The sequence below is a fragment of the Streptomyces sp. FXJ1.172 genome, from assembly GCF_001636945.3.
In the GTDB taxonomy this organism is placed as follows: domain Bacteria; phylum Actinomycetota; class Actinomycetes; order Streptomycetales; family Streptomycetaceae; genus Streptomyces.
This window is the reverse complement of record NZ_CP119133.2, coordinates 3487244-3511022: the sequence shown is the minus strand read 5'-3', so window position 1 is coordinate 3511022 and position 23779 is coordinate 3487244. Positions and strand designations below refer to the sequence as shown.

Below are 23779 nucleotides of genomic sequence, written 5' to 3'. Positions count from 1 at the left end.
TGTCCGCCCTGGGCGCTACAGTCACCAGCCATGCGAAAGGTTGGAAGGCGGGTAGCGCCCTTCATTCTCATGGTCATGGTGGCCGGTTGCGCTACGAAGAGTACGACGACGAAAGTCGGCGGCGTCACGACTACCGTTGTCCAGGACAGTCAGTGGGTAACGGCGCTGATATCTGCCGGAGCCGCCTTGATCAGTGCTGCCCTGACTGCGTTGACCGCTCATTACTTCACGGCCCGTACGGAGAGGGCGAGACAAGAACATGCTGACAGGCAAGAGCGATCCAAACGTATTCATGAATCAGTACTTGCCGAAGAACAGCGTGTGAGAGAGCAGGTGGTCGCCGCAGCTACGGCCATCTCGAACATGCTCCGTGGATTCCGGGAGAAGACTATGGCGGCGCAGGAGGAGCCGGACGTTATAGCAGCAGAGTTGTACGCCGAGTGCGTGACGCTCGTGCGTCAGCACCACGACGAAGCGCTCCCCGTGATCGAGGTCATGCGGGACTCCGACCTCCGTGAGCGCGCCAACAACGTCTTCGAGGTCCACGGGCGCTGGGCCGCGACGACGGTACGAGCCATTGAGAACGGCACTCCACGGCCCAGCATTGCTGGGTTGCAGGAGAGTCGGGAGGAGTTCTACGACCAAGCAAGGACTGTCATCCAGTTCGCCAGGGCTTGATCCACACGCTCCTCACACGCGAACCGTGATCGAGAGTGAGAAAGGGCGGGAGTCAGTGAGACTGACTCCCGCCCTCTTCTGTCGGCATCCGCCCTGGTCACGTACGGATTTCCGTAGGTGGTTGGGCGAGTGCCCCCGGCAGGATTCGAACCTGCGCACACGGCTCCGGAGGCCGTTGCTCTATCCCCTGAGCTACGGGGGCGTGTCGGCTGCGGAGCTGCTCGCTCGCGGCGACGGGTAGAACACTAGCAGGTCCGGCGGGGTGATCAGGAACCCGTTTCCCGGGGCCGGGGACCGGCAGGGCGGAACGGGTGTCCGGTGCGGGGAGGAACGGGCCCCTGTACGGGGCGGAAGTGGGGAAAACCCGGACGCGGTGGCCGGTCCGGACCTACTCTCGACGTGTGCCAGGCGCCTCGGGTCGGGTCCTTGTCGTGGACGACAACAAGGTCATCCGGCAGCTGATCAGGGTCAATCTCGAGCTGGAAGGGCTCGAGGTCGTGACCGCGGCCGATGGTGCCGAGTGTCTGGACGTGGTGCACCAGGTGCGGCCCGATGTCGTGACGCTCGATGTCGTCATGCCCCGGCTGGACGGCCTGCGCACCGCCGCCCGGCTCCGCGCCGATCCCCGTACGCACCACCTCCCCCTCGCCATCATCAGCGCGTGCACGCAGCACGAGGTCGAGAGCGGACTCGATGCCGGCGTCGACGCCTTCCTCGCCAAGCCCTTCGAGCCCGCCGAACTCGTGCGGCTGGTCAAGCAGTTGATCGAGCGCGGGGACGGTCATGCGGGACGGGGAGAAGGGCTCGGGGGAGGCCGCGGGCGCCGGGGCGGCGGAGCCGGCGACGGGGACCGGGACGGAGAAGGGGATGGGGAAGGGGAAGGGGAAGGGGGCGACGGCGGGGCCGGTGACGGCTTCGCCGACGGCATTCCCGGCCGCATCTCCTACGGCGGATAGAGCGGCACCACGGGTCGCGGACAGTACGGCACCACGGGTCTGGTCTCCTACGGCGGTCAGGGCAGCGCGGTACCGCGGAGTCTGGTCTCCTGCGGCGGGCAGCGCAGTGCCGCGGGGACTGGTCTCCTGCGGCGGGCAATGCGGTACCGCGGGGGCTGGACTCCTATGTCCTGCCGGGCGCGGCGGAGACGGGCCGTGTCGCTCTCCGTCCCACAGTGAGAACCACTTCGCCTACCCGTCCCCCTCCTCCCCTACGCTTGTCCCGTGACCCCCGTCGAGTTGTCCCGCACCGTGCTGCACGCGGTGCGTCGTGCTGTCGATGACGGGGAGCTGAGCGTGGCCGTGCCCGAGCGGGCCGTGGTGAGCGAGCCGGGGCCCGGGGGATGCGGGGACTACGCCACGACCATCGCGCTGCAGCTCGCCCGGCCGGCCGGGCAGCCGGCGCGGCGGGTCGCCGAGATCCTGTTGCCCCGGCTCGCCGACGCCGCCGGCATCCGTGAGGTCGTCGTCACCGGTCCGGGGTTCCTCAACATCAGCCTCGCCGAGCAGGCACAGGCCGACCTCGTCACCGCCGTCGTCCGGGAGATCCGGGCCCGCGGAGCCGCGTACGGTCACGGTGACGCGCTCGCCGGGCAGGTCGTCGCGCTGCGGGTGCCGTACGAGGTCCGGGCCGAGGTCGTCGCCGACGCCGTCGTACGGCTGGTCGCCGCGCAGGGCGGGCGGGCCACCGTCGAGCATGCCGAACCCGTCACTCTCCGGCCCGTGCCCGCGCCGGAGGACCCCGCCCCGCTCGGGCCCGACGCCGCCCAGTGGGCCCTGCTCCACCCCGCCCCGCACGACCGGCCCCGGATCACCGCCGACCACCTCGTCCAGCGGGAGAGCAATCCGCTGTTCCGGGTGCGCTACGCCCACGCCCGCGTCCGCTCGGTGAGCCGCAACGCCGCCCGCCTGGGCTTCAGCGCCGAGCCCGGTCCCATCGAGCCCGCCATCGACACCGGTACCCGTTCCAGTACCAGTACCGACGGAGGCAATGACGCCGTCGTCGTCTCCCGTGATCTCCTCACGCCCCTGGCCGACCACCCCCGTATCCTCGCCGCGGCCGCCACCCACCGTGCCCCGGACCGGCTTGCCCGGCATCTCGTCACCGTCGCCGATGCCGTGCTGCCTTTTCTGCCCTCCGTGCTGCCCAGCGGCGAGGAGAAACCCTCGGCCGCCCACCGTGCCCGGCTCGCGCTCGCCGAAGCCGCCGGGACGGTGCTGGCCGGCGGCCTGTCCCTGCTCGGCATCGACGCACCCGAACACCTCTGAGGCCCCTCGCCCAGGACGCCCCGGAGAGAGACAGAGAGTCTGAGAGTCACCGTCATGAGCCGTTCCGCCCACCCCGCCGGGCCCCGTCACGCCGACGTCCTGCCCGAGGGCCACTACTCCGCGCCGCCCGCCGACCTCAACGTCCTCGACCACAAGGTGTGGGCCCAGACCGTCGGGCGCACCGCCGACGGGGTCGTCACCGTCGGCGGTGTCGACGTCAACCAGCTCGCCGAGGAGTTCGGCACGCCCGCCTACATCCTCGACGAGGCCGACTTCCGGGCCAGGGCGCGTGCCTGGCGCACCGCTTTCGGGCCCGACGCCGATGTGTTCTACGCCGGGAAGGCCTTCCTCTCGCGTGCCGTCGTGCGGTGGCTCGACGAGGAAGGACTCAATCTCGACGTGTGCTCGGGGGGCGAGCTGGCCACCGCCCTGTCCGCCGGCATGCCCGCCGAGCGCATCGCCTTCCACGGCAACAACAAGTCCGTGGAAGAGATCGAAAGGGCCGTCCGCGCCGGGGTCGGGCGGATCGTGCTCGACTCCTTCCAGGAGATCGTGCGGGTCGCCCACATCGCGCAGTCCCTCGGCAAGCGGCAGAAGGTCCAGATCCGGATCACCGTCGGCGTCGAGGCGCACACGCACGAGTTCATCGCCACCGCCCACGAGGACCAGAAGTTCGGGATCCCGCTCGCCGGCGGGCAGGCGGCCGAGGCCGTACGGCGGGCTCTGCAGCTCGACGGCCTCGAGCTGATCGGGATCCACTCCCACATCGGGTCGCAGATCTTCGACATGTCCGGATTCGAGGTCGCCGCCCACCGCGTGGTCGGCCTGCTCAAGGACATCCGTGATGAGCACGGCGTCGAGCTGCCCGAGATCGACCTGGGGGGCGGGCTCGGCATCGCGTACACCAGTGACGACGATCCGCGCGAGCCGCACGAGATCGCCAAGGCCCTGACGGAGATCGTCACCCGGGAGTGCGAGGCCGCCCGGCTGCGGACGCCCCGGATCTCCGTCGAGCCCGGGCGGGCGGTCGTCGGGCCGACCGCCTTCACGCTCTACGAGGTCGGCACCGTCAAGCCGCTCGACGGACTGCGGACGTACGTGTCCGTCGACGGCGGCATGTCCGACAACATCAGGACCGCGCTGTACGACGCCGAGTACAGCGTCGCCCTCGTCTCCCGCGCCTCCGACGCCGAGCCCATGCTGGTCCGCGTGGTCGGCAAGCACTGCGAGAGCGGGGACATCGTGGTCAAGGACGCGTTCCTGCCCGCCGACCTGGCGCCGGGCGATCTCATCGCCGTACCGGCCACCGGTGCGTACTGCCGGTCCATGGCCAGCAACTACAACCACGTTCTGCGGCCGCCCGTCGTCGCCGTGAAGGACGGCGAGGCCCGGGTGATCGTCCGGCGTGAGACGGAGGAGGACCTCCTGCGGCTCGACGTCGGCTAGGCGAGAGCAAGCCACGGCAGAAAAGGGCTGGAAGATCTCCTGTCTTCCAGCCCCGTACAAATGAAATTCATGTCTCACGATCCGGACCAAGGGTAGAAACTCCCGTCCGGTGAGTGAGACTGGTCCAACCGTAGACGGTATGAGGAAACGAGGTCGGATGATGCGTACGCGTCCGCTGAAAGTGGCGCTGCTGGGCTGTGGGGTTGTCGGCTCAGAGGTGGCGCGCATCATGACGACGCACGCCGACGACCTCGCCCAGAGGATCGGCGCCCCGGTGGAACTGGCCGGGGTGGCCGTACGGCGCCCGGGCAAGGTGCGTGAGGGCATCGCCCCGGACCTCGTCACCACCGACGCCACCGCCCTCGTCAAACGCGGGGACATCGACGTGGTGGTCGAGGTGATCGGCGGGATCGAGCCCGCCCGGTCCCTCATCACCACCGCCTTCGAGCACGGCGCCTCGGTCGTGTCCGCCAACAAGGCCCTGCTCGCCCAGGACGGGGCGGCCCTGCACGCCGCGGCCGAGGAGCACGGCCGGGACCTGTACTACGAGGCCGCCGTCGCCGGTGCCATCCCGCTGATCCGCCCGCTGCGCGAGTCCCTCGCCGGGGACAAGGTCAACCGGGTGCTGGGGATCGTCAACGGGACGACCAACTTCATCCTCGACAAGATGGACTCCACGGGCGCCGGGTACCAGGAGGCCCTCGACGAGGCCACCGCGCTCGGGTACGCGGAGGCCGACCCGACCGCCGACGTCGAGGCGTTCGACGCCGCCGCCAAGGCCGCCATCCTCGCCGGCATCGCCTTCCACACGCGCGTGCGCCTCGACGACGTCTACCGCGAGGGCATGACCGAGGTGACGGCGGCCGACTTCGCCTCCGCCAAGGAGATGGGCTGCACCATCAAGCTGCTCGCCATCTGTGAGCGGGCCGCGCACGGGGGGTCCGTCACCGCGCGCGTGCATCCCGCCATGATTCCGCTGAGCCACCCGCTCGCCTCCGTGCGCGGCGCGTACAACGCCGTCTTCGTGGAGTCCGACGCGGCCGGCCAGCTCATGTTCTACGGCCCCGGCGCCGGCGGTTCTCCCACCGCCTCCGCCGTGCTCGGCGACCTCGTCGCCGTCTGCCGCAACCGGCTCAACGGCGCAACGGGGCCCGGTGAGTCGGCGTATGCCGCCCTGCCTGTCTCGCCCATGGGCGAGGTCGTCACGCGCTACCACATCAGCCTCGACGTCGCGGACAAGCCGGGCGTGCTCGCCCAGGTCGCCACCGTCTTCGCTGGGCACGGCGTCTCGATCGACACGGTGCGGCAGCAAGGACGACAGGACGGCGGCGGCGAGGCCTCCCTCGTCGTCGTCACCCACCGGGCGTCCGACGCCTCCCTCACCGGGACCGTCGAGGCGCTGCGCAAGCTCGACACCGTGCGGGGTGTCGCCAGCATCATGCGGGTTGAAGGAGAGTAACCAGCAATGACCCACCAGTGGCGCGGAATCATCGAGGAGTACCGGGACAGGCTGCCGGTATCCGACACCACGCCGGTCGTGACGCTCCGCGAGGGCGGTACCCCCCTCGTGCCCGCGCAGGTGCTCTCCGAGCGCACGGGCTGTGAGGTTCACCTCAAGGTCGAGGGTGCCAACCCCACCGGGTCCTTCAAGGACCGCGGCATGACCATGGCCATCTCCAAGGCGAAGGAGGCGGGGGCCAAGGCGGTCATCTGCGCCTCCACCGGCAACACCTCCGCCTCGGCGGCCGCCTACGCGGTGCGCGCGGGCATGGTGTCGGCCGTGCTTGTGCCGCAGGGCAAGATCGCCCTCGGCAAGATGGGCCAGGCCCTCGTGCACGGCGCCAAGATCCTCCAGGTCGACGGCAACTTCGACGACTGCCTCGCGCTCGCGCGCGACCTGAGCGACAACTACCCGGTGGCGCTGGTCAATTCGGTCAACCCGGTGCGTATCGAGGGCCAGAAGACAGCCTCCTTCGAGATCGTGGACATGCTCGGCGACGCCCCCGACATCCACGTCCTGCCGGTCGGCAACGCGGGCAACATCACGGCCTACTGGAAGGGCTACAAGGAGTACGCCGCCGACGGCATCTCCTCGAGGACGCCTCGGATGTGGGGCTACCAGGCCTCGGGCAGTGCCCCGATCGTGCGTGGAGAGGTGGTCAAGGATCCCTCGACCATCGCCACCGCCATCCGCATCGGCAACCCGGCCTCCTGGCAGTACGCGCTGCAGGCCCGCGACGAGTCCGGCGGCGTCATCGACGAGGTGACGGACCGTGAAATCCTGCGCGCCTACCGGCTGTTGGCCGCGCAGGAGGGCGTCTTCGTGGAGCCCGCCTCCGCCGCCTCCGTGGCCGGTCTGCTCAAGGCCGCCGAGCAGGGCAAGGTCGACCCGGGCCAGACGATCGTGTGCACCGTCACCGGCAACGGCCTGAAGGACCCGGACTGGGCCGTCGCCGGCGCCCCGCAGCCGGTCACCGTCCCGGTCGACGCGGCCACCGCCGCCGAGCGCCTCGGCCTCTCCTGAGCGACCGCGGCAACCCCGGGGGGAAACCCCTGACAGGGTGCACAGGGGGCTTGCGACACGCATCGTGCGCCTCCTGTGCGCCCTATGTCGCCACAGAACCTTCCTTCGATAGGCTGTACTCAACCCGCCCACCGCATATGCCCTGGCGTGTGGCACGGCGCCGCGCCGTCCTTGTGGCCCGACGGGTCTTCGTACGTCATCGGATGTCCACCGAACATCGGTCGAATGTCCATCGAGTGCATCGAACGTCATTCGACCTCACGCAGCTCAAGGAGAGTCAACGAGCGATGGCCGGTCCAGCGTTCCGCGCCGCCGCCGTCCGGGTGCGCGTTCCCGCCACCAGCGCCAATATCGGCCCGGGCTTCGACGCCCTCGGCCTCGCGCTGGGGCTCTACGACGACGTGGTCGTCCGGGTGGCCGACTCCGGGCTGCACATCGACATCGCGGGCGAGGGCAGCGAGACCCTCCCGCGTGACGAGAGCCACCTCCTCGTGCGCTCGATGCGTACCGCCTTCGATCTGCTGGGCGGACAACCCCGCGGGCTGGAAATCGTCTGCGCCAACCGCATTCCGCACGGCCGCGGCCTGGGTTCCTCCTCCGCCGCCATCTGCGCCGGCATCGTCGCCGCCCGCGCCGTGACCATAGGCGGGGAGGCCAGGCTCGACGACGCCGCCCTCCTGGAACTGGCCACCGAGATCGAGGGTCACCCGGACAACGTCGCCGCCTGTCTGCTCGGCGGTTTCACGCTGTCCTGGATGGAGGCCGGTGCCGCCCGGGCGATCAGGATGGAGCCCGTCGATTCCATCGTTCCGGTGGTTTTCGTGCCCGGAAAGCCGGTCCTGACCGAGACCGCCCGCGGCCTGCTCCCGCGCACCGTGCCGCATGTGGACGCCGCCGCCAACGCGGGCCGTGCCGCCCTGCTCGTCGAGGCCCTCACCAGGCGCCCCGAGCTGCTGCTGCCCGCCACGGAGGACCGCCTGCACCAGGAGTACCGCGCCCCGGCCATGCCGGAGAGCGCGGCGCTGGTGGAGCGGCTGCGCGGCGACGGCATCCCGGCCGTCATCTCGGGCGCCGGGCCCACCGTCATGGCCCTCGCCGACGCCGACAGCGCCGACAAGGTCTCCCACCTCGCGGGTGCGGGCTGGGCCGCCAACCGGCTGGACCTGGACGTGCAGGGAGCGAGCGTGCTGCCGCTTGCGACCTGACACCCGGTTGCCGGATTTGGAGAGGGGGAATGTTTGTTGGATCCGGTAGTGTTAACCTCAAGTCTGCACCCGACCCCACCATGGCGAGGTGCCTCGTGTCCCCGTCCGGGACAGACATTCTTCCGGGAGCCTCCCACGCCACTCCGTGTTCCTTGCCTCGTACCTGGGCAGTACGTCGTATGCGAGCACTGAGCGGGCCGCCGGGCACGCTTCGGAACAGGTGCTACCACGCCACGTGACACTGGGTGCCACGGCTCGCGGAAGCGCCATCACCGCACATTTCTTCCGCCGCTTTGGCGGACCACCGCCCCGGCGCGGTTCACAGAAGACAGGACCGTAGCCGGACAGCACAACCGGTCGCCGAGCCAGACAGGCCGACGTCCGCTCCAGGGAAGGACCCTTCGTGAGCGACACCACCGATCTGATGGGCGCACGTGTCGAGGAGACCGCTGCCGCGCCCGCCACGGACGCCTCCGCGCCTGCCACCGGTGCCGGCTCCCGGCGGCGCCGCGGTACCGGCCTCGAGGGCATGGTGCTGGCCGAGCTGCAGCAGGTTGCCTCGGGCCTCGGCATCAGGGGCACCGCGCGCATGCGCAAGAGCCAGCTGATCGAGGTCATCAAGGAGGCCCAGGCCGCCAGTGGGGGTGCCCCCGCCGGGGGAGCCGCCCCCAAGGCCGAGGCCGCCACCGAGACCAAGCCCAAGCGCCGCGCCACCTCCAAGGCCCGTACGGGTGAGGCCGCCGCCGACGCCGGGAAGCAGGCCGAGGCTCCCGCCGAGAAGGCCGTGGCCCAGCAGCAGATCGAGATCCCCGGCCAGCCGGCCTCCGACGACGCCCCCACCGAGCGCCGTCGCCGCCGCGCCACCGCCGAGGCCGGCAGCCCCGCCGCCGTGAGCAGCGCCGAGACGGTCGCCGCCGAGGCGAAGGCCGAGGCCAAGGCCGAGGCGCCCGCCCAGCAGCCGCAGGCGCAGGGCGACGCCGGTGACGGCGAGGGCCGTGGCCGCCGCGACCGCCGCGAGCGCGGCCGCGACCGTGACCGCCGTGGCAAGGGCGACGACCAGCAGGGCGGCGGCCGTCAGGACCGTCAGGACCGCCAGCAGCAGGGCGGCCAGCAGCAGGGCGGTGGCCGTCAGGACCGCCAGCAGCGGGTCGACGAGGACGGGGACGACTTCGAGGGCGGCCGCCGTGGCCGCCGCGGCCGCTACCGCGACCGCCGTGGCCGCCGTGGCCGCGACGAGTTCGCGAACGAGCCGCAGCTCGCCGAGGACGACGTCCTGATCCCCGTCGCGGGCATCCTGGACATCCTCGACAACTACGCCTTCATCCGGACGTCCGGCTACCTCCCGGGTCCGAACGACGTGTACGTCTCCCTCGCCCAGGTCCGCAAGAACGGCCTGCGCAAGGGTGACCACGTCACCGGCGCGGTCCGTCAGCCGAAGGAGGGCGAGCGCCGCGAGAAGTTCAACGCGCTGGTCCGCCTCGACTCCGTCAACGGCATGGCGCCCGAACACGGCCGCGGCCGCCCGGAGTTCAACAAGCTGACCCCGCTCTACCCGCAGGACCGGCTCCGCCTGGAGACCGACCCGGGCGTGCTCACCACCCGCATCATCGACCTCGTCTCGCCGATCGGCAAGGGCCAGCGTGGTCTGATCGTGGCCCCGCCGAAGACCGGCAAGACCATGATCATGCAGGCGATCGCCAACGCGATCACGCACAACAACCCCGAGTGCCACCTGATGGTCGTCCTCGTCGACGAGCGTCCGGAAGAGGTCACCGACATGCAGCGGTCGGTCAAGGGCGAGGTCATCTCCTCGACCTTCGACCGCCCGGCCGAGGACCACACCACGGTCGCCGAACTCGCCATCGAGCGCGCCAAGCGACTGGTGGAGCTGGGTCACGACGTGGTCGTCCTGCTCGACTCCATCACCCGTCTGGGCCGTGCCTACAACCTGGCGGCGCCGGCCTCCGGCCGCATCCTGTCCGGTGGTGTCGACTCGACCGCGCTGTACCCGCCGAAGCGGTTCTTCGGTGCGGCGCGCAACATCGAGGACGGCGGTTCGCTCACCATCCTCGCCACCGCCCTGGTGGACACCGGGTCCCGCATGGACGAGGTGATCTTCGAGGAGTTCAAGGGCACCGGCAACATGGAGCTGAAGCTCGACCGGAAGCTCGCCGACAAGCGCATCTTCCCGGCCGTGGACGTGGACGCGTCCGGTACCCGTAAGGAAGAGATCCTGCTCGGCAACGAGGAGCTGGGCATCGTCTGGAAGCTGCGCCGGGTGCTGCACGCGCTCGACCAGCAGCAGGCGATCGAGCTGCTGCTCGACAAGATGAAGCAGACCAAGTCGAACGTCGAGTTCCTGATGCAGATTCAGAAGACGACGCCGACGCCGGGCAACGGCGACTAGGACAAGAGCGTCGGAAAGGTCACAACCGAGATCTCTGCCACAAGGCTCCCGGTCGTGACCCACCAGGAATGACTACACAGAGTGCCCACCGCTGTACGCGGTGGGCACTTTGCGTTGTGCAACTCTGTCCCGAGTTTCTCCGTCTGACCGTACGGAGCGACGATGGAGCGGTGACGACCGCGCCCGACCCTGAAAGCAGGGGGTAAGCCGACCGCGAGACCTAGGAGCGATGTGTCCGCCCAGAGCACGCCGGAGCCCGTCATACCCGAGCCGGACGGGGCAGGTCCCCGCGGTGGCGGGGGACGCCGCCGCAAGGCGCCCGGCAAGAGCCGCAGGGCTCTGCGCGTCATGGCCTGGACCGCCGCGGGCGTGGTCGTCCTGGGCGGTACCGGCGCCGGCTACGTGTACTTCAAGCTCAACGGCAACATCCGCAGCCTCGACATCAACCAGGCCCTCGGCGCCGACCGGCCCACGAAGATCGACAACGGCTCCCAGAACATCCTGGTCCTCGGCTCGGACAGCCGCTCCGGCTCCAACAAGAAGCTCGGCGGCGGCACCGACGACGGCAGCGCCCGCTCCGACACCGCGATGATCGTCCACGTCTACGAGGGCCACAAGAGGGCCAGCGTGGTCTCCGTCCCCCGGGACACCCTGGTGAACCGCCCCGCCTGCACCGACACGAGCGGCACCGCACACCCGGCCGCGGCCGGCGTGATGTTCAACGAGGCCTACTCCACCGGCGGCGCGGCCTGTGCCGTGAAGACCGTCGAGTCGATCACCGGCATCCGTATGGACCACTATCTCGAGGTCGACTTCGAGGGCTTCCAGAAGCTCATCGACGACCTCGGCGGAGTGCCGGTCACGACCACGAAGAACATCGACGACCCGCAGAGCCACCTGAGCCTCAGGGCCGGCACCCACACCCTGAACGGCCAGGAGGCCCTCGGCCTGGTCCGCACCCGGCACGGCGTCGGCGACGGTTCCGATCTCGGCCGCATCCAGCTCCAGCAGGCCTTCGTCAAGGCGCTGATCGGCCAGGTCAAGCACGTCGGCGTGTTCACCAGCCCGAAGAAGCTGTACGACCTCGCCGACACCGCCACCAAGACCGTCACCGCCGACTCCGACCTCGGCTCGGTCAACTCCCTCATGGACTTCGCGGACGGCCTCAAGGGCATCGGCGCCAAGAACATGACCATGGTCACCATGCCGGTCCAGTACGACCCGGCGAACCCCAACCGGGTGGTCATGCAGACCGCCAAGGCCAAGCTGGTCTGGGACGCCCTGAAGAACGACCGGCCCATCCCGAGGGCGGCGACCCAGGGCACGGCCACGGGCGAGGCCAAGGGCGTGGTGACCTCCTAGCGGCGTCCTGCCGGGCGGCGGCCACCTCGGGGAATAGATGACAGTCACCCCCGGTTTTGGGGGATGGCGCCAGTCCTGGCAGACTGGTACGTCGGCTCCGGTTCACGCTCCCGCATCCCGCGGCGGCGACCCGGCGCCCTCCCGAAACCTAGGAGACACCTTGAAGCGCGACATCCACCCCGAGTACGTCGAGACGCAGGTCAGCTGCACCTGCGGTGCGTCGTTCACCACCCGCAGCACCATCGAGTCCGGCACCATCCGGGCCGAGGTCTGCTCCGAGTGCCACCCGTTCTACACGGGCAAGCAGAAGATCCTCGACACCGGTGGCCGTGTGGCCCGCTTCGAGGCCCGCTTCGGCAAGGCTGCCGCCGGCTCCAAGAAGTAGCGAGCTCCAATTCGCCGGTCCACGGCCACACCCTCGCCGGGGTGTGCCCGGGACCGGCGTTTTTGGTCGCCCGCCCTTCCCTTCACCGCAGTACAGGAGCCGAAAGATGTTCGAGGCCGTCGAGGAACTCGTCGCCGAGCACTCCGATCTGGAGAAGAAGCTCGCCGACCCGTCGGTCCACGCCGATCAGGCGAACGCGCGCAAGCTGAACAAGCGCTACGCCGAGCTGACCCCGATCGTCGCCACGTACCGCTCCTGGAAGCAGTCCGGCGACGACATCGAGACGGCCCGTGAGCTGGCCGCCGACGATCCCGACTTCGCCGCCGAGGTCAAGGACCTGGAGAAGCAGCGCGAGGAGCAGACCGAGCGCCTGCGCTTCCTGCTGATCCCGCGCGACCCGAGTGACGACAAGGACGTCATTCTGGAGATCAAGGCGGGCGCGGGCGGCGACGAGTCGGCACTGTTCGCGGGCGACCTGCTGCGCATGTACCTGCGCTACGCCGAGCGCGTCGGCTGGAAGACCGAGATCATCGACGCCACCGAGTCCGAGCTGGGCGGCTACAAGGACGTCCAGGTCGCGGTGAAGACCCGCGGCGCCACCGAGCCCGGCCAGGGCGTGTGGGCCCGGCTGAAGTACGAGGGCGGTGTGCACCGCGTGCAGCGCGTGCCGGCCACCGAGTCCCAGGGCCGCATCCACACCTCCGCCGCCGGTGTCCTCGTGACCCCCGAGGCCGAGGAGGTGGACGTGGAGATCAACCCGAACGACCTCCGCATCGACGTCTACCGCTCCTCCGGGCCGGGCGGCCAGTCCGTCAACACCACCGACTCCGCCGTGCGCATCACGCACCTGCCGACCGGCGTCGTCGCCTCCTGCCAGAACGAGAAGAGCCAGCTGCAGAACAAGGAGCAGGCCCTGCGTATCCTGCGCTCCAGGCTCCTCGCCATCGCGCAGGAGGAGGCGGAGCGGGAGGCCGCGGACGCCCGCCGCAGCCAGGTCCGCACCGTCGACCGCTCCGAGAAGATCCGCACCTACAACTTCCCGGAGAACCGCATCTCGGACCACCGCGTCGGCTTCAAGGCGTACAACCTGGACCAGGTCCTGGACGGCGACCTCGACGCGGTGATCCAGGCCTGCGTCGACGCCGACTCGGCGGCGAAGCTCGCCGCCGCGTAAGACACGTACGCACGTACGCGCGCACGTACGAGCACGACACGGAGGACTCGCGTGAACCTGCTGCTCGCGGAGGTGGCCCAGGCCACCCAGCGGCTGGCCGACGCCGGCGTGCCCTCGCCGCGCAACGACGCGGAGGAGCTGGCCGCGTTCGTGCACGGTGTGAAGCGCGGCGAACTGCACTCCGTGAAGGACGCCGACTTCGACGCCCGGTACTGGGAGGTCATCGCCCGGCGCGAGCAGCGCGAGCCGCTGCAGCACATCACCGGGCGGGCCTACTTCCGGTACCTGGAACTCCAGGTCGGGCCGGGCGTGTTCGTGCCCCGGCCCGAGACCGAGTCCGTGGTCGGCTGGGCCATAGACGCCGTGCGCGCCATGGACGTCGTCGAGCCGTGCATCGTCGACCTGTGCACCGGCTCCGGCGCCATCGCGCTCGCCCTCGCCCAGGAGGTCCCGCGCTCCCGGGTGCACGCCGTGGAGCTGTCCGAGGACGCCCTGGTGTGGACGCGCAAGAACGTGGCGGGCTCCAGGGTGGACCTGCGGCAGGGCAACGCCCTCGACGCCTTCCCCGACCTCGACGGGCAGGTCGACCTGGTCATCTCCAACCCGCCGTACATCCCGCTCACCGAGTGGGAGTACGTCGCCATCGAGGCCCGTGACTACGACCCCGAGCTGGCGCTGTTCTCCGGCGAGGACGGGCTCGACCTCATCCGCGGCATCGAACGCACCGCGCACCGGCTGCTGCGCCCCGGCGGGGTCGTCGTGATCGAGCACGCCGACACCCAGGGCGGCCAGGTGCCGTGGATCTTCACCGAGGAGCGGGGCTGGGCCGACGCGGCCGACCACCCCGACCTCAACAACCGCCCCCGGTTCGCGACCGCCCGCAAGGCGCTGCCGTGACCGTCCCCCTGACTCCCATCCCGCAGTACGTGTACGAGGAGGCCCGCTAGACATGGCACGGCGATACGACACCAACGACGCGACCGACCGCGCGACGGGTCTGCGTGAAGCCGCGTCCGCCGTCCGCCGGGGCGAGCTGGTGGTGCTGCCGACCGACACGGTGTACGGCATCGGTGCCGACGCGTTCTCCTCGGAGGCCGTCGCCGACCTGCTCGCCGCCAAGGGCCGGGGCCGCAACATGCCCACCCCTGTCCTCATCGGCTCCCCGAACACCCTGCACGGCCTTGTCACGGACTTCTCCGAGATGGCCTGGGAACTCGTCGACGCGTTCTGGCCGGGCGCCCTCACGCTCGTCGCCAGGCACCAGCCGTCGCTGCAGTGGGACCTCGGCGACACCCGGGGCACGGTGGCCGTCCGCATGCCGCTGCACCCCGTCGCGATCGAACTGCTCACCGAGGTCGGCCCGATGGCGGTGTCGTCGGCGAACCTCACCGGGCACCCGGCGCCGGAGGACTGCGACGCCGCCCAGGAGATGCTCGGCGACTCCGTCTCCGTCTACCTCGACGGCGGCCGGACCCCCGGCATCGTGCCGTCGTCCATCGTGGACGTCAGCCGTGACGTGCCCGTGCTGCTGCGCCAGGGTGCCCTGTCCGCCGACGAGCTGCGCAAGGTGGTACCCGACCTCGAGGTGGCGAATTGACGGCCCCTGAAGCGGGGCGTGGCATAGGCATCGGGGAGCGTGGCGAGCGTGTCGCCGAAGTGACGACGACCTTCGGCTTTCCGCGCGACACCTTCCGCATCCTCCACGTCAGCACCGGCAATGTGTGCCGCTCGCCCATCACCGAGCGGCTGACCCGCCATTTCGTCGCGGAGCGGCTCGGCGTGCTCGGCGGCGGGCTGATCGTGGAGAGCGCGGGCACCTGGGGCCACGAGGGCGCGCCCATGGAGGCCAACGCGGAGACCGTGCTGGCCGAGTTCGGCGCGGACGCCACCGGCTTCACCGGCAGGGAGCTGCTGGACGAGCACGTCATCAGGGCCGACCTCGTGCTGACGGCCACCCGGGATCACCGCGCGCAGGTCATCTCCATGGGCCACTCGGCGGGCCTGCGCACGTTCACCCTGAAGGAGTTCACCCGCCTGGTGCGCGCCATAGACCCCGCCACGCTGCCGCCCCTGGAGGACGGCGTGGTGATGCGCGCCCGCGCCCTGGTCCGGGCGGCGGCGGCGCTGCGCGGCTGGCTGCTCGCGCCCACGGCGGAGGCGGACGAGGTGTACGACCCGTACGGCGCCCCCCTGACCTTCTTCCGCTCGGTCGGCGGCGAGATACACCAGGCACTGGACCCGGTGGTGACGGCGCTGACGGGTGTAGCCGCCCGGACATACGGCCCATAAGCGGGCGCGGCGGTCGGGCCCGGCCTACATTGGGGGTACGTCACCGTCGACCGCCCGGGAGCCCGCCATGTCGGTCACCCCTACCCTCTCGACCGATGTCCTGCGGCGGCAGGACCCCGAGCTGGCCGAGATCCTGCTGGGCGAGCTGCAACGGCAGTCGACCACGCTGCAGCTGATCGCCGCCGAGAACTTCACCTCGCCCGCCGTGCTGGCCGCGCTCGGCTCGCCGCTCGCCAACAAGTACGCCGAGGGCTATCCCGGCGCCCGCCACCACGGCGGCTGCGAACTGGTCGACGTCGCCGAGCGGCTCGCCGTGGAGCGGGCCAAGGCGCTCTTCGGCGCCGCGCACGCCAACGTCCAGTCGCACTCGGGCTCCTCGGCCGTCCTGGCCGCCTACGCCGCCCTGCTGCGCCCCGGCGACACCGTCCTCGCCCTCGGCCTGCACTACGGCGGCCACCTCACCCACGGCTCGCCCGCGAACTTCTCGGGCCGCTGGTTCGACTTCGTGGGGTACGGGGTGGACGCCGAGACCGGGCTCATCGACCACGACCAGGTGCGGCACCTGGCGCGCAACCACCGGCCCAAGGCGATCGTGTGCGGCTCCATCGCCTACCCCCGGCACGTCGACTACGCCTTCTTCCGCGAGGTCGCCGACGAGGTCGGGGCCTATCTGATCGCCGACGCCGCGCATCCGATCGGGCTGGTCGCCGGGGGAGCGGCGCCGAACCCGGTGCCGTACGCCGACGTCGTGTGCGCGACGACCCACAAGGTGCTGCGCGGGCCGCGCGGCGGGATGATCCTGTGCGGTTCCCCCGAGCTGGCCGAGCGGATCGACCGGGCGGTGTTCCCCTTCACCCAGGGCGGCGCCCAGATGCACACCATCGCCGCCAAGGCCGTCGCGTTCGGCGAGGCGGCAACACCGGCGTTCGCCGCGTACGCCCATCAGGTGGTCGCCAACGCCCGGGCCCTGGCCGGCCACCTGGCCGCCGAGGGGTTCGCCGTCACCACCGGCGGCACGGACACCCATCTGATCACCGCCGACCCCGCCCCGCTCGGCGTGGACGGCCGCACCGCGCGCGGCAGGCTCGCAGCCGCCGGGATCGTCCTGGACTGCTGTGTGCTGCCGCACGGCGACGGCCGGGGCCTGCGCCTGGGGACGGCCGCGGTGACCACGCAGGGCATGGGGGAGCGGGAGATGGTGCGGATCGGCGCGATGACGGCGGCGGTGCTGCGCGGTGTGACGGAACCGGCACGGGCCCGCGAGGAGGTGCGTGAACTGACAGGTGATTTTCCGCCGTATCCGGGCTGATCAGGGGCAGGACGTGTCCCGTACACCCTGGTGTGGGCCGTTCTCCACAGCCACCCGTGCAACCATCGTGACTACCCGGAAGTCCCCATCCATATACGTCCGTCGCTAGGGTGTGGGGCTGTGATGGCCAGCGAGACCTGTGGGGAAGCCTGTGCGTGAATACCTGCTGACGCTCTGCATCACGGCCGCGGTGACGTACCTGCTGACAGGGCCGGTACGGAAGTTCGCGATCGTGGCCGGGGCGATGCCGGAGATCCGGGCCCGTGACGTGCACCGGGAGCCCACTCCGCGCCTCGGCGGTATCGCCATGTTCTTCGGCCTGTGCGCGGGTCTGCTGGTCGCCGACCACCTGACCAACCTCAACGAGGTCTTCGCGAAGTCGAACGAACCGCGCGCCCTGCTCTCCGGTGCGGCCCTGATCTGGCTGATCGGCGTCCTGGACGACAAGTTCGAGATCGACGCGCTGATCAAGCTGGGCGGCCAGATGATCGCCGCGGGCGTGATGGTCATGCAGGGTCTGACGATCCTGTGGCTGCCCATCCCGGGCGTCGGCAATGTGGCGCTGACCCAGTGGCAGGGCACCCTGCTGACCGTCGCCCTGGTCGTGATCACGATCAACGCCGTGAACTTCGTGGACGGCCTGGACGGCCTCGCGGCCGGCATGGTCTGCATCGCGGCCGGCGCGTTCTTCCTGTACGCCTACCGGATCTGGTACTCGTACGGCATCGAGGCCGCCGCTCCGGGCACGCTGTTCGCGGCGATCCTGATGGGCATGTGCCTGGGCTTCCTGCCGCACAACATGCATCCCGCGCGGATCTTCATGGGCGACTCGGGTTCGATGCTGATCGGTCTGGTGCTGGCCGCCGGTGCGATCTCGATCACCGGTCAGCTGGACCCGGACGCCCTCGCGCTGTTCACGGGTTCGGAGAAGGCCGCGGTGCACCAGACGGTGCCGGTCTACATCCCGCTGCTGCTCCCGCTGACCATCATCGCGGTGCCGGCCGCGGACCTGGTGCTGGCCATCGTCCGCCGGACCTGGCGCGGCCAGTCGCCCTTCGCCGCCGACCGCGGCCATCTGCACCACCGGCTGCTGGAGATCGGCCACTCGCACAGCCGGGCGGTGCTGATCATGTACTTCTGGTCGGCGCTGATCGCCTTCGGGGCGCTGGCGTACTCGGTCAACTCGGCGTCCATGTGGATCGTGCTCGGCATCGTCTTCCTCAGCGCGGTCGGGCTGGTCCTGCTGCTGCTCCCGCGCTTCACCCCGCGCGTGCCGGTGTGGGCGCAGCGGTTCGTGCCGCCGCGCTACCGCCGCCGGCGCCGCGCGGCCGAGGCGGCGGAGGCCGCTGTGGCCCGCGAGGCCGCAGGGGCGGAGGAGACCGTGGGGCGGGCGCCGGTCGCGGCGGGTGTCTCGGGCGTCAACGGGGCGACCGCAATTGGCCCCCGATCGCGTTTTGTTGATCGTCGCTGAGCCAGGCCAAGGTAAGAATCTGACTAGAGCATTGCCATCTCGTGGGGGAGCAAAGTCCCCTAATACCAGACAAGTGGGCGCGGTTTTTGCACAGACGCGCACTGTCACTCTCATGTGTGACAGCAAGCACACCTAGCAGGTAAAGACCTCATCAAATAGTTTGTGATACGGTTCACGAGAACCCCGGAGAGAGCCGAAGGACCGTAGTGCGACGGTCCAATGGCGTGAGGTCTCGATCACTCAGCCCGGGACTACGCTCGTCCATGACGACACCCTGCCCCCTTGTGAAAGCGGAGTTGCCGCCATGCCGTCCAAAGACGCCCGGAACCTTCTGCAGATCGCTGTGCCCACAGCGGCTGCGGGTGTGATCGCCGTCGCCGTGAGCGCCGCGGTCGCGGGGGGCAAGGGTGCGCTCGGCGCGGCCGTCGGCACGGTGCTGGCCATCCTGTTCATGGGAATCGGCCTCTACGTGCTGCAGTGGACGGCAAAAACGCTCCCCCAGCTGTTCCAGATGATGGGCCTGTTGCTCTACGTCGCCCAGCTGCTGCTCCTCCTCATCTTCGTCGCTGTCTTCAAGGACACCTCCCTCTTCAACCCGAAGACGTTCGCCGTGTCGCTCGTCGTCTCGACCGTCGTCTGGATGGCCGCGCAGGCTCGTGCGCACATCAAGGCGAAGATCTTCTACGTCGACCCGGACTCCGAGAAGAGCGAGAAGCCCCAGAAGACAGGGCCGTCGTCGTGAGGGGTAGGGGCGGGATAAAGGCTTGTGAGATCTCCTGCTATCGTCCGGTGCCAACTGCGGCATCGCGGGCGCGGGCATCTGAGCTGACGCCTGCTCAATGGCGAGGCTCGAAGCCCCCCAGTCGCCCCCACATCCGTAACACCAGTCCGGTGCCGATCCGCGGCCGCGTGCCGCGCCGACACAACGAGGTTGCCGTACCCATGCGTCACGCCGAAGGAGCCCGCGGTGAGTGCTGACCAGACCCAGCTCGCCTTTGACTGGAGTTGTCGGGTCCTGTCCGACAACGGGTGCGGCTTCCCGGCCCCGGGCCTTGAGTCCTTCCTGTTCAAGCCGCTCTTCACGGTCGGGGGCTTCGACTTCAACAAGGTGATGCTGCTCGCGCTGCTCACCACCCTGCTCATCGTCGCCTTCTTCTGGGCCGCCTTCGGCAAGGCCAAGGTCGTCCCGGGCAAGCTGCAGATGGTCGGCGAGGCCGGCTACGACTTCGTGCGCCGCGGCATCGTGTACGAGACCCTCGGCAAGCGCGAGGGCGAGAAGTACGTGCCGTTCATGGTCTCGCTCTTCTTCTTCGTCTGGATCATGAACGTCTGGTCCGTGATCCCGCTGGCGCAGTTCCCGGTGTCGTCGATCATCGCCTACCCGGTGGTGCTCGCCGTGATCGTCTACGTCACCTGGGTCTCGCTCACCTTCAAGAAGCACGGCTTCGTCGGCTTCTTCAAGAACGTCACCGGCTACGACAAGTCGCTCGGCGGCGTGCTGCCCCTCGTCATGGTCATCGAGTTCTTCTCGAACCTGCTGGTCCGCCCGTTCACGCACGCGGTGCGACTGTTCGCCAACATGTTCGCCGGTCACCTGATGCTGGTCATGTTCACCGTGGCCTCCTGGTACCTGCTGAACAGCTGGCTGGTCGTGGGCGCCGGCGTCTCCTTCGTGATGACGATGGCCATGATCTGCTTCGAGCTCTTCGTCCAGGCCGTCCAGGCGTACGTCTTCGTGCTGCTGGCCTGCTCCTACATTCAGGGCGCTCTCGCCGAGCACCACTGAGCCGTACCACCCCGCCAACCCCCAGACGTCCGGTGGCCAACCCCCACCGGTCCATGAAAGAGAAGGAAGAACCGGCATGTCCGCTCTCCAGACCATCGCTGCTGCCGCGACCGTCCACGGCTCGGTCGGCTCGATCGGCTACGGCCTCGCTGCGATCGGCCCCGGCATCGGCGTCGGCATCATCTTCGGCAACGGCACCCAGGCCCTCGCCCGCCAGCCCGAGGCCGCCGGTCTGATCCGTGCCAACCAGATCCTGGGCTTCGCCTTCTGTGAGGCGCTCGCCCTCATCGGCATCGTTATGCCGTTCGTGTTCGGTAAGTAATCACCCCTTACCCGACACGAAACGACGAAAGGCACTGATGTGATCGCCAACCTGGTACAGCTGGCGGCCCCGGAGAAGGGCGGGAACCCGCTTCTTCCCGAGTCCCCCGAGCTGCTCGTCGGCACCATCGCCTTCGCCATCGTGTTCTTCTTCTTCTGGAAGAAGCTGCTTCCGAACATCAACAGGGTTCTGGAGGAGCGCCGCGCGGCGATCGAAGGCGGTATCGAAGAGGCCGACGCCATGAAGGTCGAGGCCCAGGGCGTCCTTGAGCAGTACAAGGCCCAGCTCGCCGAGGCCCGGCACGAGGCCGCGCGCCTGCGCCAGGAGGCGCAGGAGCAGGGTGCCGCGCTCATCGCCGAGATGCGGGCCGAGGGCCAGCGGCAGCGCGAGGAGATCGTCGCCGCCGGTCACACCCAGATCGAGGCCGACCGCAAGGCCGCCGCGCAGACGCTGCGTCAGGACGTGGGCAAGCTCGCCACCGAACTGGCCGGCAAGCTCGTCGGCGAGTCCCTCGAGGACCACGCCCGCCAGAGCCGTGTGATCGACCGCTTCCTCGACGAACTCGAGGAGAAGGCCGAGGCGACCCGATGACGGGTATGCACGGAGCGAGCCGCGAGGCCCTGGCTGCCGCCCGCGAGCGTCTCGACGCGCTGACGGACTCCACGTCCGTGGACGCCGCATCGCTCGCCGACGAGCTGGCGGCGGTCACCGCGCTGCTCGACCGCGAGGCCGGCCTGCGCCGGGTCCTCACCGACCCGGCGCAGCAGGCGGAGGCCAAGGCCGAGCTGGTCCAGCGCCTGATCGGCGGCCAGGTCAGCGGTCCCACCGCCGACCTGGTGTCCGGGATGGCGCGCGCCCGCTGGTCGCAGCCCCGTGACCTGGTGGACGCGCTGGAGCAGCTGGCCGACATCGCCGACCTCACCGCGGCCGAGAAGCGGAGCACCCTCGACGAGGTCGAGGACGAGCTGTTCCGGTTCGGCCGGATCGTCTCCTCGAGCACCGAGCTGCGCGCCGCGCTGACCGACCGCACCGCCGGCGGCCAGGCCAAGACGGAGCTGCTGCACCGCCTGCTGGGCGGCCGGGCCAAGCCCGCCACCGAGCGTCTGGTCGCGCGCCTCGTGACCGTGCCGCGTGGACGTAGCCTGGAAGCGGGACTGGAGTCCCTGTCCAAGCTGGCCGCCGAGCGCCGGGACCGCATGGTCGCCGTCGTCACCTCGGCGGTGCCGCTGAGCGACGGCCAGAAGCAGCGCCTCGGCGCCGCCCTCGCCAAGCTCTACGGCCGGCGGATGCACCTCAACCTGGACGTGGACCCCGAGGTCGTCGGCGGCATCCGCGTACAGGTCGGTGACGAGGTCATCAACGGCTCCCTCGCGGACCGGCTGGAGGACGCCGCCCGCCGCATGGCGAGCTGAGCGACCCTCGGTATTCGAGAACAGCAGTAGTACTCATGACGGCCCTGGTTGGGCCGTGCAGAAGAATCCTGGGGGTCGCCCCCAGACCCCCAAAGTGAAACTTCGGGCCCAACAAGGAGAGCAGGGAACCCAGATGGCGGAGCTCACGATCCGGCCGGAGGAGATCCGGGACGCGCTGGAGAACTTTGTCCAGTCGTACAAGCCGGACGCGGCCTCGCGCGAGGAGGTCGGTACGGTCACCCTTGCCGGCGACGGCATCGCGAAGATCGAGGGTCTTCCCTCGGCCATGGCCAACGAACTGCTGAAGTTCGAGGACGGCACCCTCGGCCTCGCCCTCAACCTCGAGGAGCGCGAGATCGGTGCTATCGTCCTCGGTGAGTTCAGCGGCATCGAGGAGGGTCAGCCGGTCACGCGCACCGGTGAGGTCCTCTCCGTCGCGGTCGGCGAGGGCTACCTCGGCCGTGTTGTCGACCCGCTCGGCAACCCGATCGACGGTCTCGGTGAGATCGAGACGTCCGGCCGCCGTGCGCTGGAGCTGCAGGCCCCCACGGTCATGCAGCGCAAGTCGGTGCACGAGCCGATGGAGACCGGCTACAAGGCCGTCGACGCGATGACCCCGATCGGCCGTGGTCAGCGCCAGCTGATCATCGGTGACCGCCAGACCGGCAAGACCGCCCTGGCCGTCGACACGATCATCAACCAGCGCGACAACTGGCGCACCGGCGACCCGAAGAAGCAGGTCCGCTGCATCTACGTCGCCATCGGCCAGAAGGGCTCCACCATCGCCGGCGTGCGCCGCGCGCTGGAGGAGAACGGCGCCCTGGAGTACACGACCATCGTCGCCGCCCCGGCGTCCGACCCGGCCGGCTTCAAGTACCTCGCGCCGTACACCGGTTCGGCCATCGGCCAGCAGTGGATGTACGAGGGCAAGCACGTCCTCATCATCTTCGACGACCTCTCGAAGCAGGCCGACGCCTACCGCGCCGTGTCCCTGCTGCTGCGCCGCCCGCCGGGCCGTGAGGCCTACCCGGGTGACGTCTTCTACCTGCACTCCCGCCTGCTGGAGCGCTGCGCCAAGCTCTCCGACGACATGGGCGCCGGCTCGATGACCGGTCTGCCGATCGTCGAGACCAAGGCCAACGACGTCTCGGCGTTCATCCCGACCAACGTCATCTCCATCACCGACGGCCAGTGCTTCCTGGAGTCGGACCTGTTCAACGCCGGTCAGCGCCCCGCGCTGAACGTCGGTATCTCCGTCTCCCGAGTCGGTGGTTCCGCCCAGCACAAGGCGATGCGCCAGGTCTCCGGCCGCCTCCGCGTGGACCTCGCCCAGTTCCGTGAGCTGGAGGCGTTCGCCGCCTTCGGTTCCGACCTGGACGCGGCCTCCAAGGCCCAGCTGGAGCGCGGTTCGCGCATGGTCGAGCTGCTGAAGCAGGACCAGTACCAGCCGATGGCCACCGAGGACCAGGTCGTCTCCGTGTGGGCCGGTACCAACGGCCGTATGGACGACGTGCCGGTCGGCGACATCCGTCGCTTCGAGAAGGAACTGATCGACTTCCTGCACCGGAAGCACCAGGGCCTGATGACCTCCATCAAGGAGGGCGCCAAGATGTCGAACGACACGATCCAGGCGGTCGACGACGCCGTGGCCGAGTTCAAGAAGCAGTTCGAGACCTCGGACGGCAAGCTGCTCGGCGAGGACGTTCCTGCCGCTGCCGCCAAGTGACGTAAGGAAGGGACCTGAC

22 protein-coding genes and 1 tRNA gene are annotated in these 23779 nt (G+C 69.8%); 22 read left to right on the top strand and 1 reads right to left on the bottom strand.

The window, feature by feature from the left end; translation table 11 throughout:
- Nucleotides 1–30 precede the first annotated feature (30 nt).
- Nucleotides 31–678, top strand: coding sequence for a hypothetical protein (locus A6P39_RS15390; RefSeq protein WP_159396179.1), 648 nt, complete (start codon nucleotides 31–33; stop codon nucleotides 676–678).
- A gap of 130 nt (nucleotides 679–808) precedes the next feature.
- Here the strand turns inward: A6P39_RS15390 and A6P39_RS15385 are convergent.
- Nucleotides 809–880 (bottom strand) — tRNA-Arg (locus A6P39_RS15385).
- A gap of 151 nt (nucleotides 881–1031) precedes the next feature.
- Here A6P39_RS15385 and A6P39_RS15380 point away from each other — a divergent pair.
- The 21 genes from A6P39_RS15380 to atpA all read left to right on the top strand — a co-directional run bounded on the left by A6P39_RS15380 (nucleotide 1032) and on the right by atpA (nucleotide 23760).
- The gene (locus A6P39_RS15380) at nucleotides 1032–1634 is read left to right on the top strand and encodes a response regulator (protein WP_067054263.1); all 603 of its coding nucleotides are present in this window, start codon (nucleotides 1032–1034) and stop codon (nucleotides 1632–1634) included.
- 264 nt (nucleotides 1635–1898) lie between these two features.
- Entirely contained in the window at nucleotides 1899–2942 is a 1044-nt protein-coding gene (gene nrtL, locus A6P39_RS15375) for an ArgS-related anticodon-binding protein NrtL (RefSeq protein ID WP_067054260.1), read from the top strand.
- Between the two features lie 54 nt (nucleotides 2943–2996).
- On the top strand, nucleotides 2997–4388 hold the full coding sequence (lysA, locus tag A6P39_RS15370; RefSeq protein ID WP_067054253.1) for a diaminopimelate decarboxylase: 1392 nt from the start codon (nucleotides 2997–2999) through the stop codon (nucleotides 4386–4388).
- Between the two features lie 160 nt (nucleotides 4389–4548).
- Nucleotides 4549–5847, top strand: a complete 1299-nt coding sequence (locus A6P39_RS15365) for a homoserine dehydrogenase (protein WP_067054376.1) — start codon at nucleotides 4549–4551, stop codon at nucleotides 5845–5847.
- 6 nt (nucleotides 5848–5853) lie between these two features.
- Entirely contained in the window at nucleotides 5854–6912 is a 1059-nt protein-coding gene (gene thrC, locus A6P39_RS15360) for a threonine synthase (protein ID WP_067054251.1), read from the top strand.
- A 287-nt stretch (nucleotides 6913–7199) separates the two neighbouring features.
- Complete coding sequence (gene thrB, locus A6P39_RS15355) at nucleotides 7200–8117, top strand: homoserine kinase (protein ID WP_067054249.1); 918 nt, start codon at nucleotides 7200–7202, stop codon at nucleotides 8115–8117.
- A gap of 403 nt (nucleotides 8118–8520) precedes the next feature.
- Nucleotides 8521–10524, top strand: coding sequence for a transcription termination factor Rho (gene rho, locus A6P39_RS15350; protein WP_067054247.1), 2004 nt, complete (start codon nucleotides 8521–8523; stop codon nucleotides 10522–10524).
- 231 nt (nucleotides 10525–10755) lie between these two features.
- Nucleotides 10756–11886 carry an LCP family protein gene (locus A6P39_RS15345; protein WP_067054246.1) on the top strand — a complete coding sequence of 377 codons (1131 nt, stop codon included), beginning with the start codon at nucleotides 10756–10758 and terminating at the stop codon, nucleotides 11884–11886.
- 160 nt (nucleotides 11887–12046) lie between these two features.
- Complete coding sequence (gene rpmE, locus A6P39_RS15340) at nucleotides 12047–12271, top strand: 50S ribosomal protein L31 (RefSeq protein WP_019326867.1); 225 nt, start codon at nucleotides 12047–12049, stop codon at nucleotides 12269–12271.
- Between the two features lie 106 nt (nucleotides 12272–12377).
- Nucleotides 12378–13445: a peptide chain release factor 1 gene (gene prfA, locus A6P39_RS15335; protein WP_067054245.1), complete on the top strand. Its 1068-nt coding sequence runs from the start codon at nucleotides 12378–12380 to the stop codon at nucleotides 13443–13445.
- 51 nt (nucleotides 13446–13496) lie between these two features.
- Complete coding sequence (gene prmC / locus A6P39_RS15330; RefSeq protein WP_067054244.1) at nucleotides 13497–14342, top strand: peptide chain release factor N(5)-glutamine methyltransferase; 846 nt, start codon at nucleotides 13497–13499, stop codon at nucleotides 14340–14342.
- Nucleotides 14343–14394: 52 nt separating this feature from the next.
- On the top strand, nucleotides 14395–15042 hold the full coding sequence (locus tag A6P39_RS15325) for an L-threonylcarbamoyladenylate synthase (RefSeq protein ID WP_067054240.1): 648 nt from the start codon (nucleotides 14395–14397) through the stop codon (nucleotides 15040–15042).
- Entirely contained in the window at nucleotides 15039–15734 is a 696-nt protein-coding gene (locus A6P39_RS15320; protein ID WP_067054237.1) for an arsenate reductase/protein-tyrosine-phosphatase family protein, read from the top strand. Before A6P39_RS15325 ends, A6P39_RS15320 begins: the two co-directional genes overlap by 4 nt.
- Before the next feature lie 67 nt (nucleotides 15735–15801).
- A complete protein-coding gene (gene glyA, locus A6P39_RS15315; RefSeq protein WP_067054236.1) occupies nucleotides 15802–17043 on the top strand; it encodes a serine hydroxymethyltransferase in 1242 nt (413 codons plus the stop codon).
- 151 nt (nucleotides 17044–17194) lie between these two features.
- On the top strand, nucleotides 17195–18514 hold the full coding sequence (locus A6P39_RS15310; RefSeq protein ID WP_067054234.1) for an MraY family glycosyltransferase: 1320 nt from the start codon (nucleotides 17195–17197) through the stop codon (nucleotides 18512–18514).
- A gap of 304 nt (nucleotides 18515–18818) precedes the next feature.
- Complete coding sequence (locus A6P39_RS15305) at nucleotides 18819–19256, top strand: hypothetical protein (RefSeq protein ID WP_067054232.1); 438 nt, start codon at nucleotides 18819–18821, stop codon at nucleotides 19254–19256.
- A 273-nt stretch (nucleotides 19257–19529) separates the two neighbouring features.
- Nucleotides 19530–20300 carry a F0F1 ATP synthase subunit A gene (gene atpB / locus A6P39_RS15300; protein WP_067054374.1) on the top strand — a complete coding sequence of 257 codons (771 nt, stop codon included), beginning with the start codon at nucleotides 19530–19532 and terminating at the stop codon, nucleotides 20298–20300.
- A gap of 76 nt (nucleotides 20301–20376) precedes the next feature.
- On the top strand, nucleotides 20377–20622 hold the full coding sequence (gene atpE / locus A6P39_RS15295; RefSeq protein ID WP_067054230.1) for an ATP synthase F0 subunit C: 246 nt from the start codon (nucleotides 20377–20379) through the stop codon (nucleotides 20620–20622).
- Between the two features lie 39 nt (nucleotides 20623–20661).
- Nucleotides 20662–21213 (top strand): F0F1 ATP synthase subunit B, encoded by a 552-nt coding sequence (locus A6P39_RS15290; protein WP_067054224.1) that lies wholly within the window; start codon nucleotides 20662–20664, stop codon nucleotides 21211–21213.
- 5 nt (nucleotides 21214–21218) lie between these two features.
- On the top strand, nucleotides 21219–22034 hold the full coding sequence (locus A6P39_RS15285; RefSeq protein WP_067054221.1) for a F0F1 ATP synthase subunit delta: 816 nt from the start codon (nucleotides 21219–21221) through the stop codon (nucleotides 22032–22034).
- A gap of 133 nt (nucleotides 22035–22167) precedes the next feature.
- The gene (gene atpA / locus A6P39_RS15280) at nucleotides 22168–23760 is read left to right on the top strand and encodes a F0F1 ATP synthase subunit alpha (protein ID WP_067054219.1); all 1593 of its coding nucleotides are present in this window, start codon (nucleotides 22168–22170) and stop codon (nucleotides 23758–23760) included.
- The last annotated feature ends 19 nt before the right edge of the window (nucleotides 23761–23779 follow it).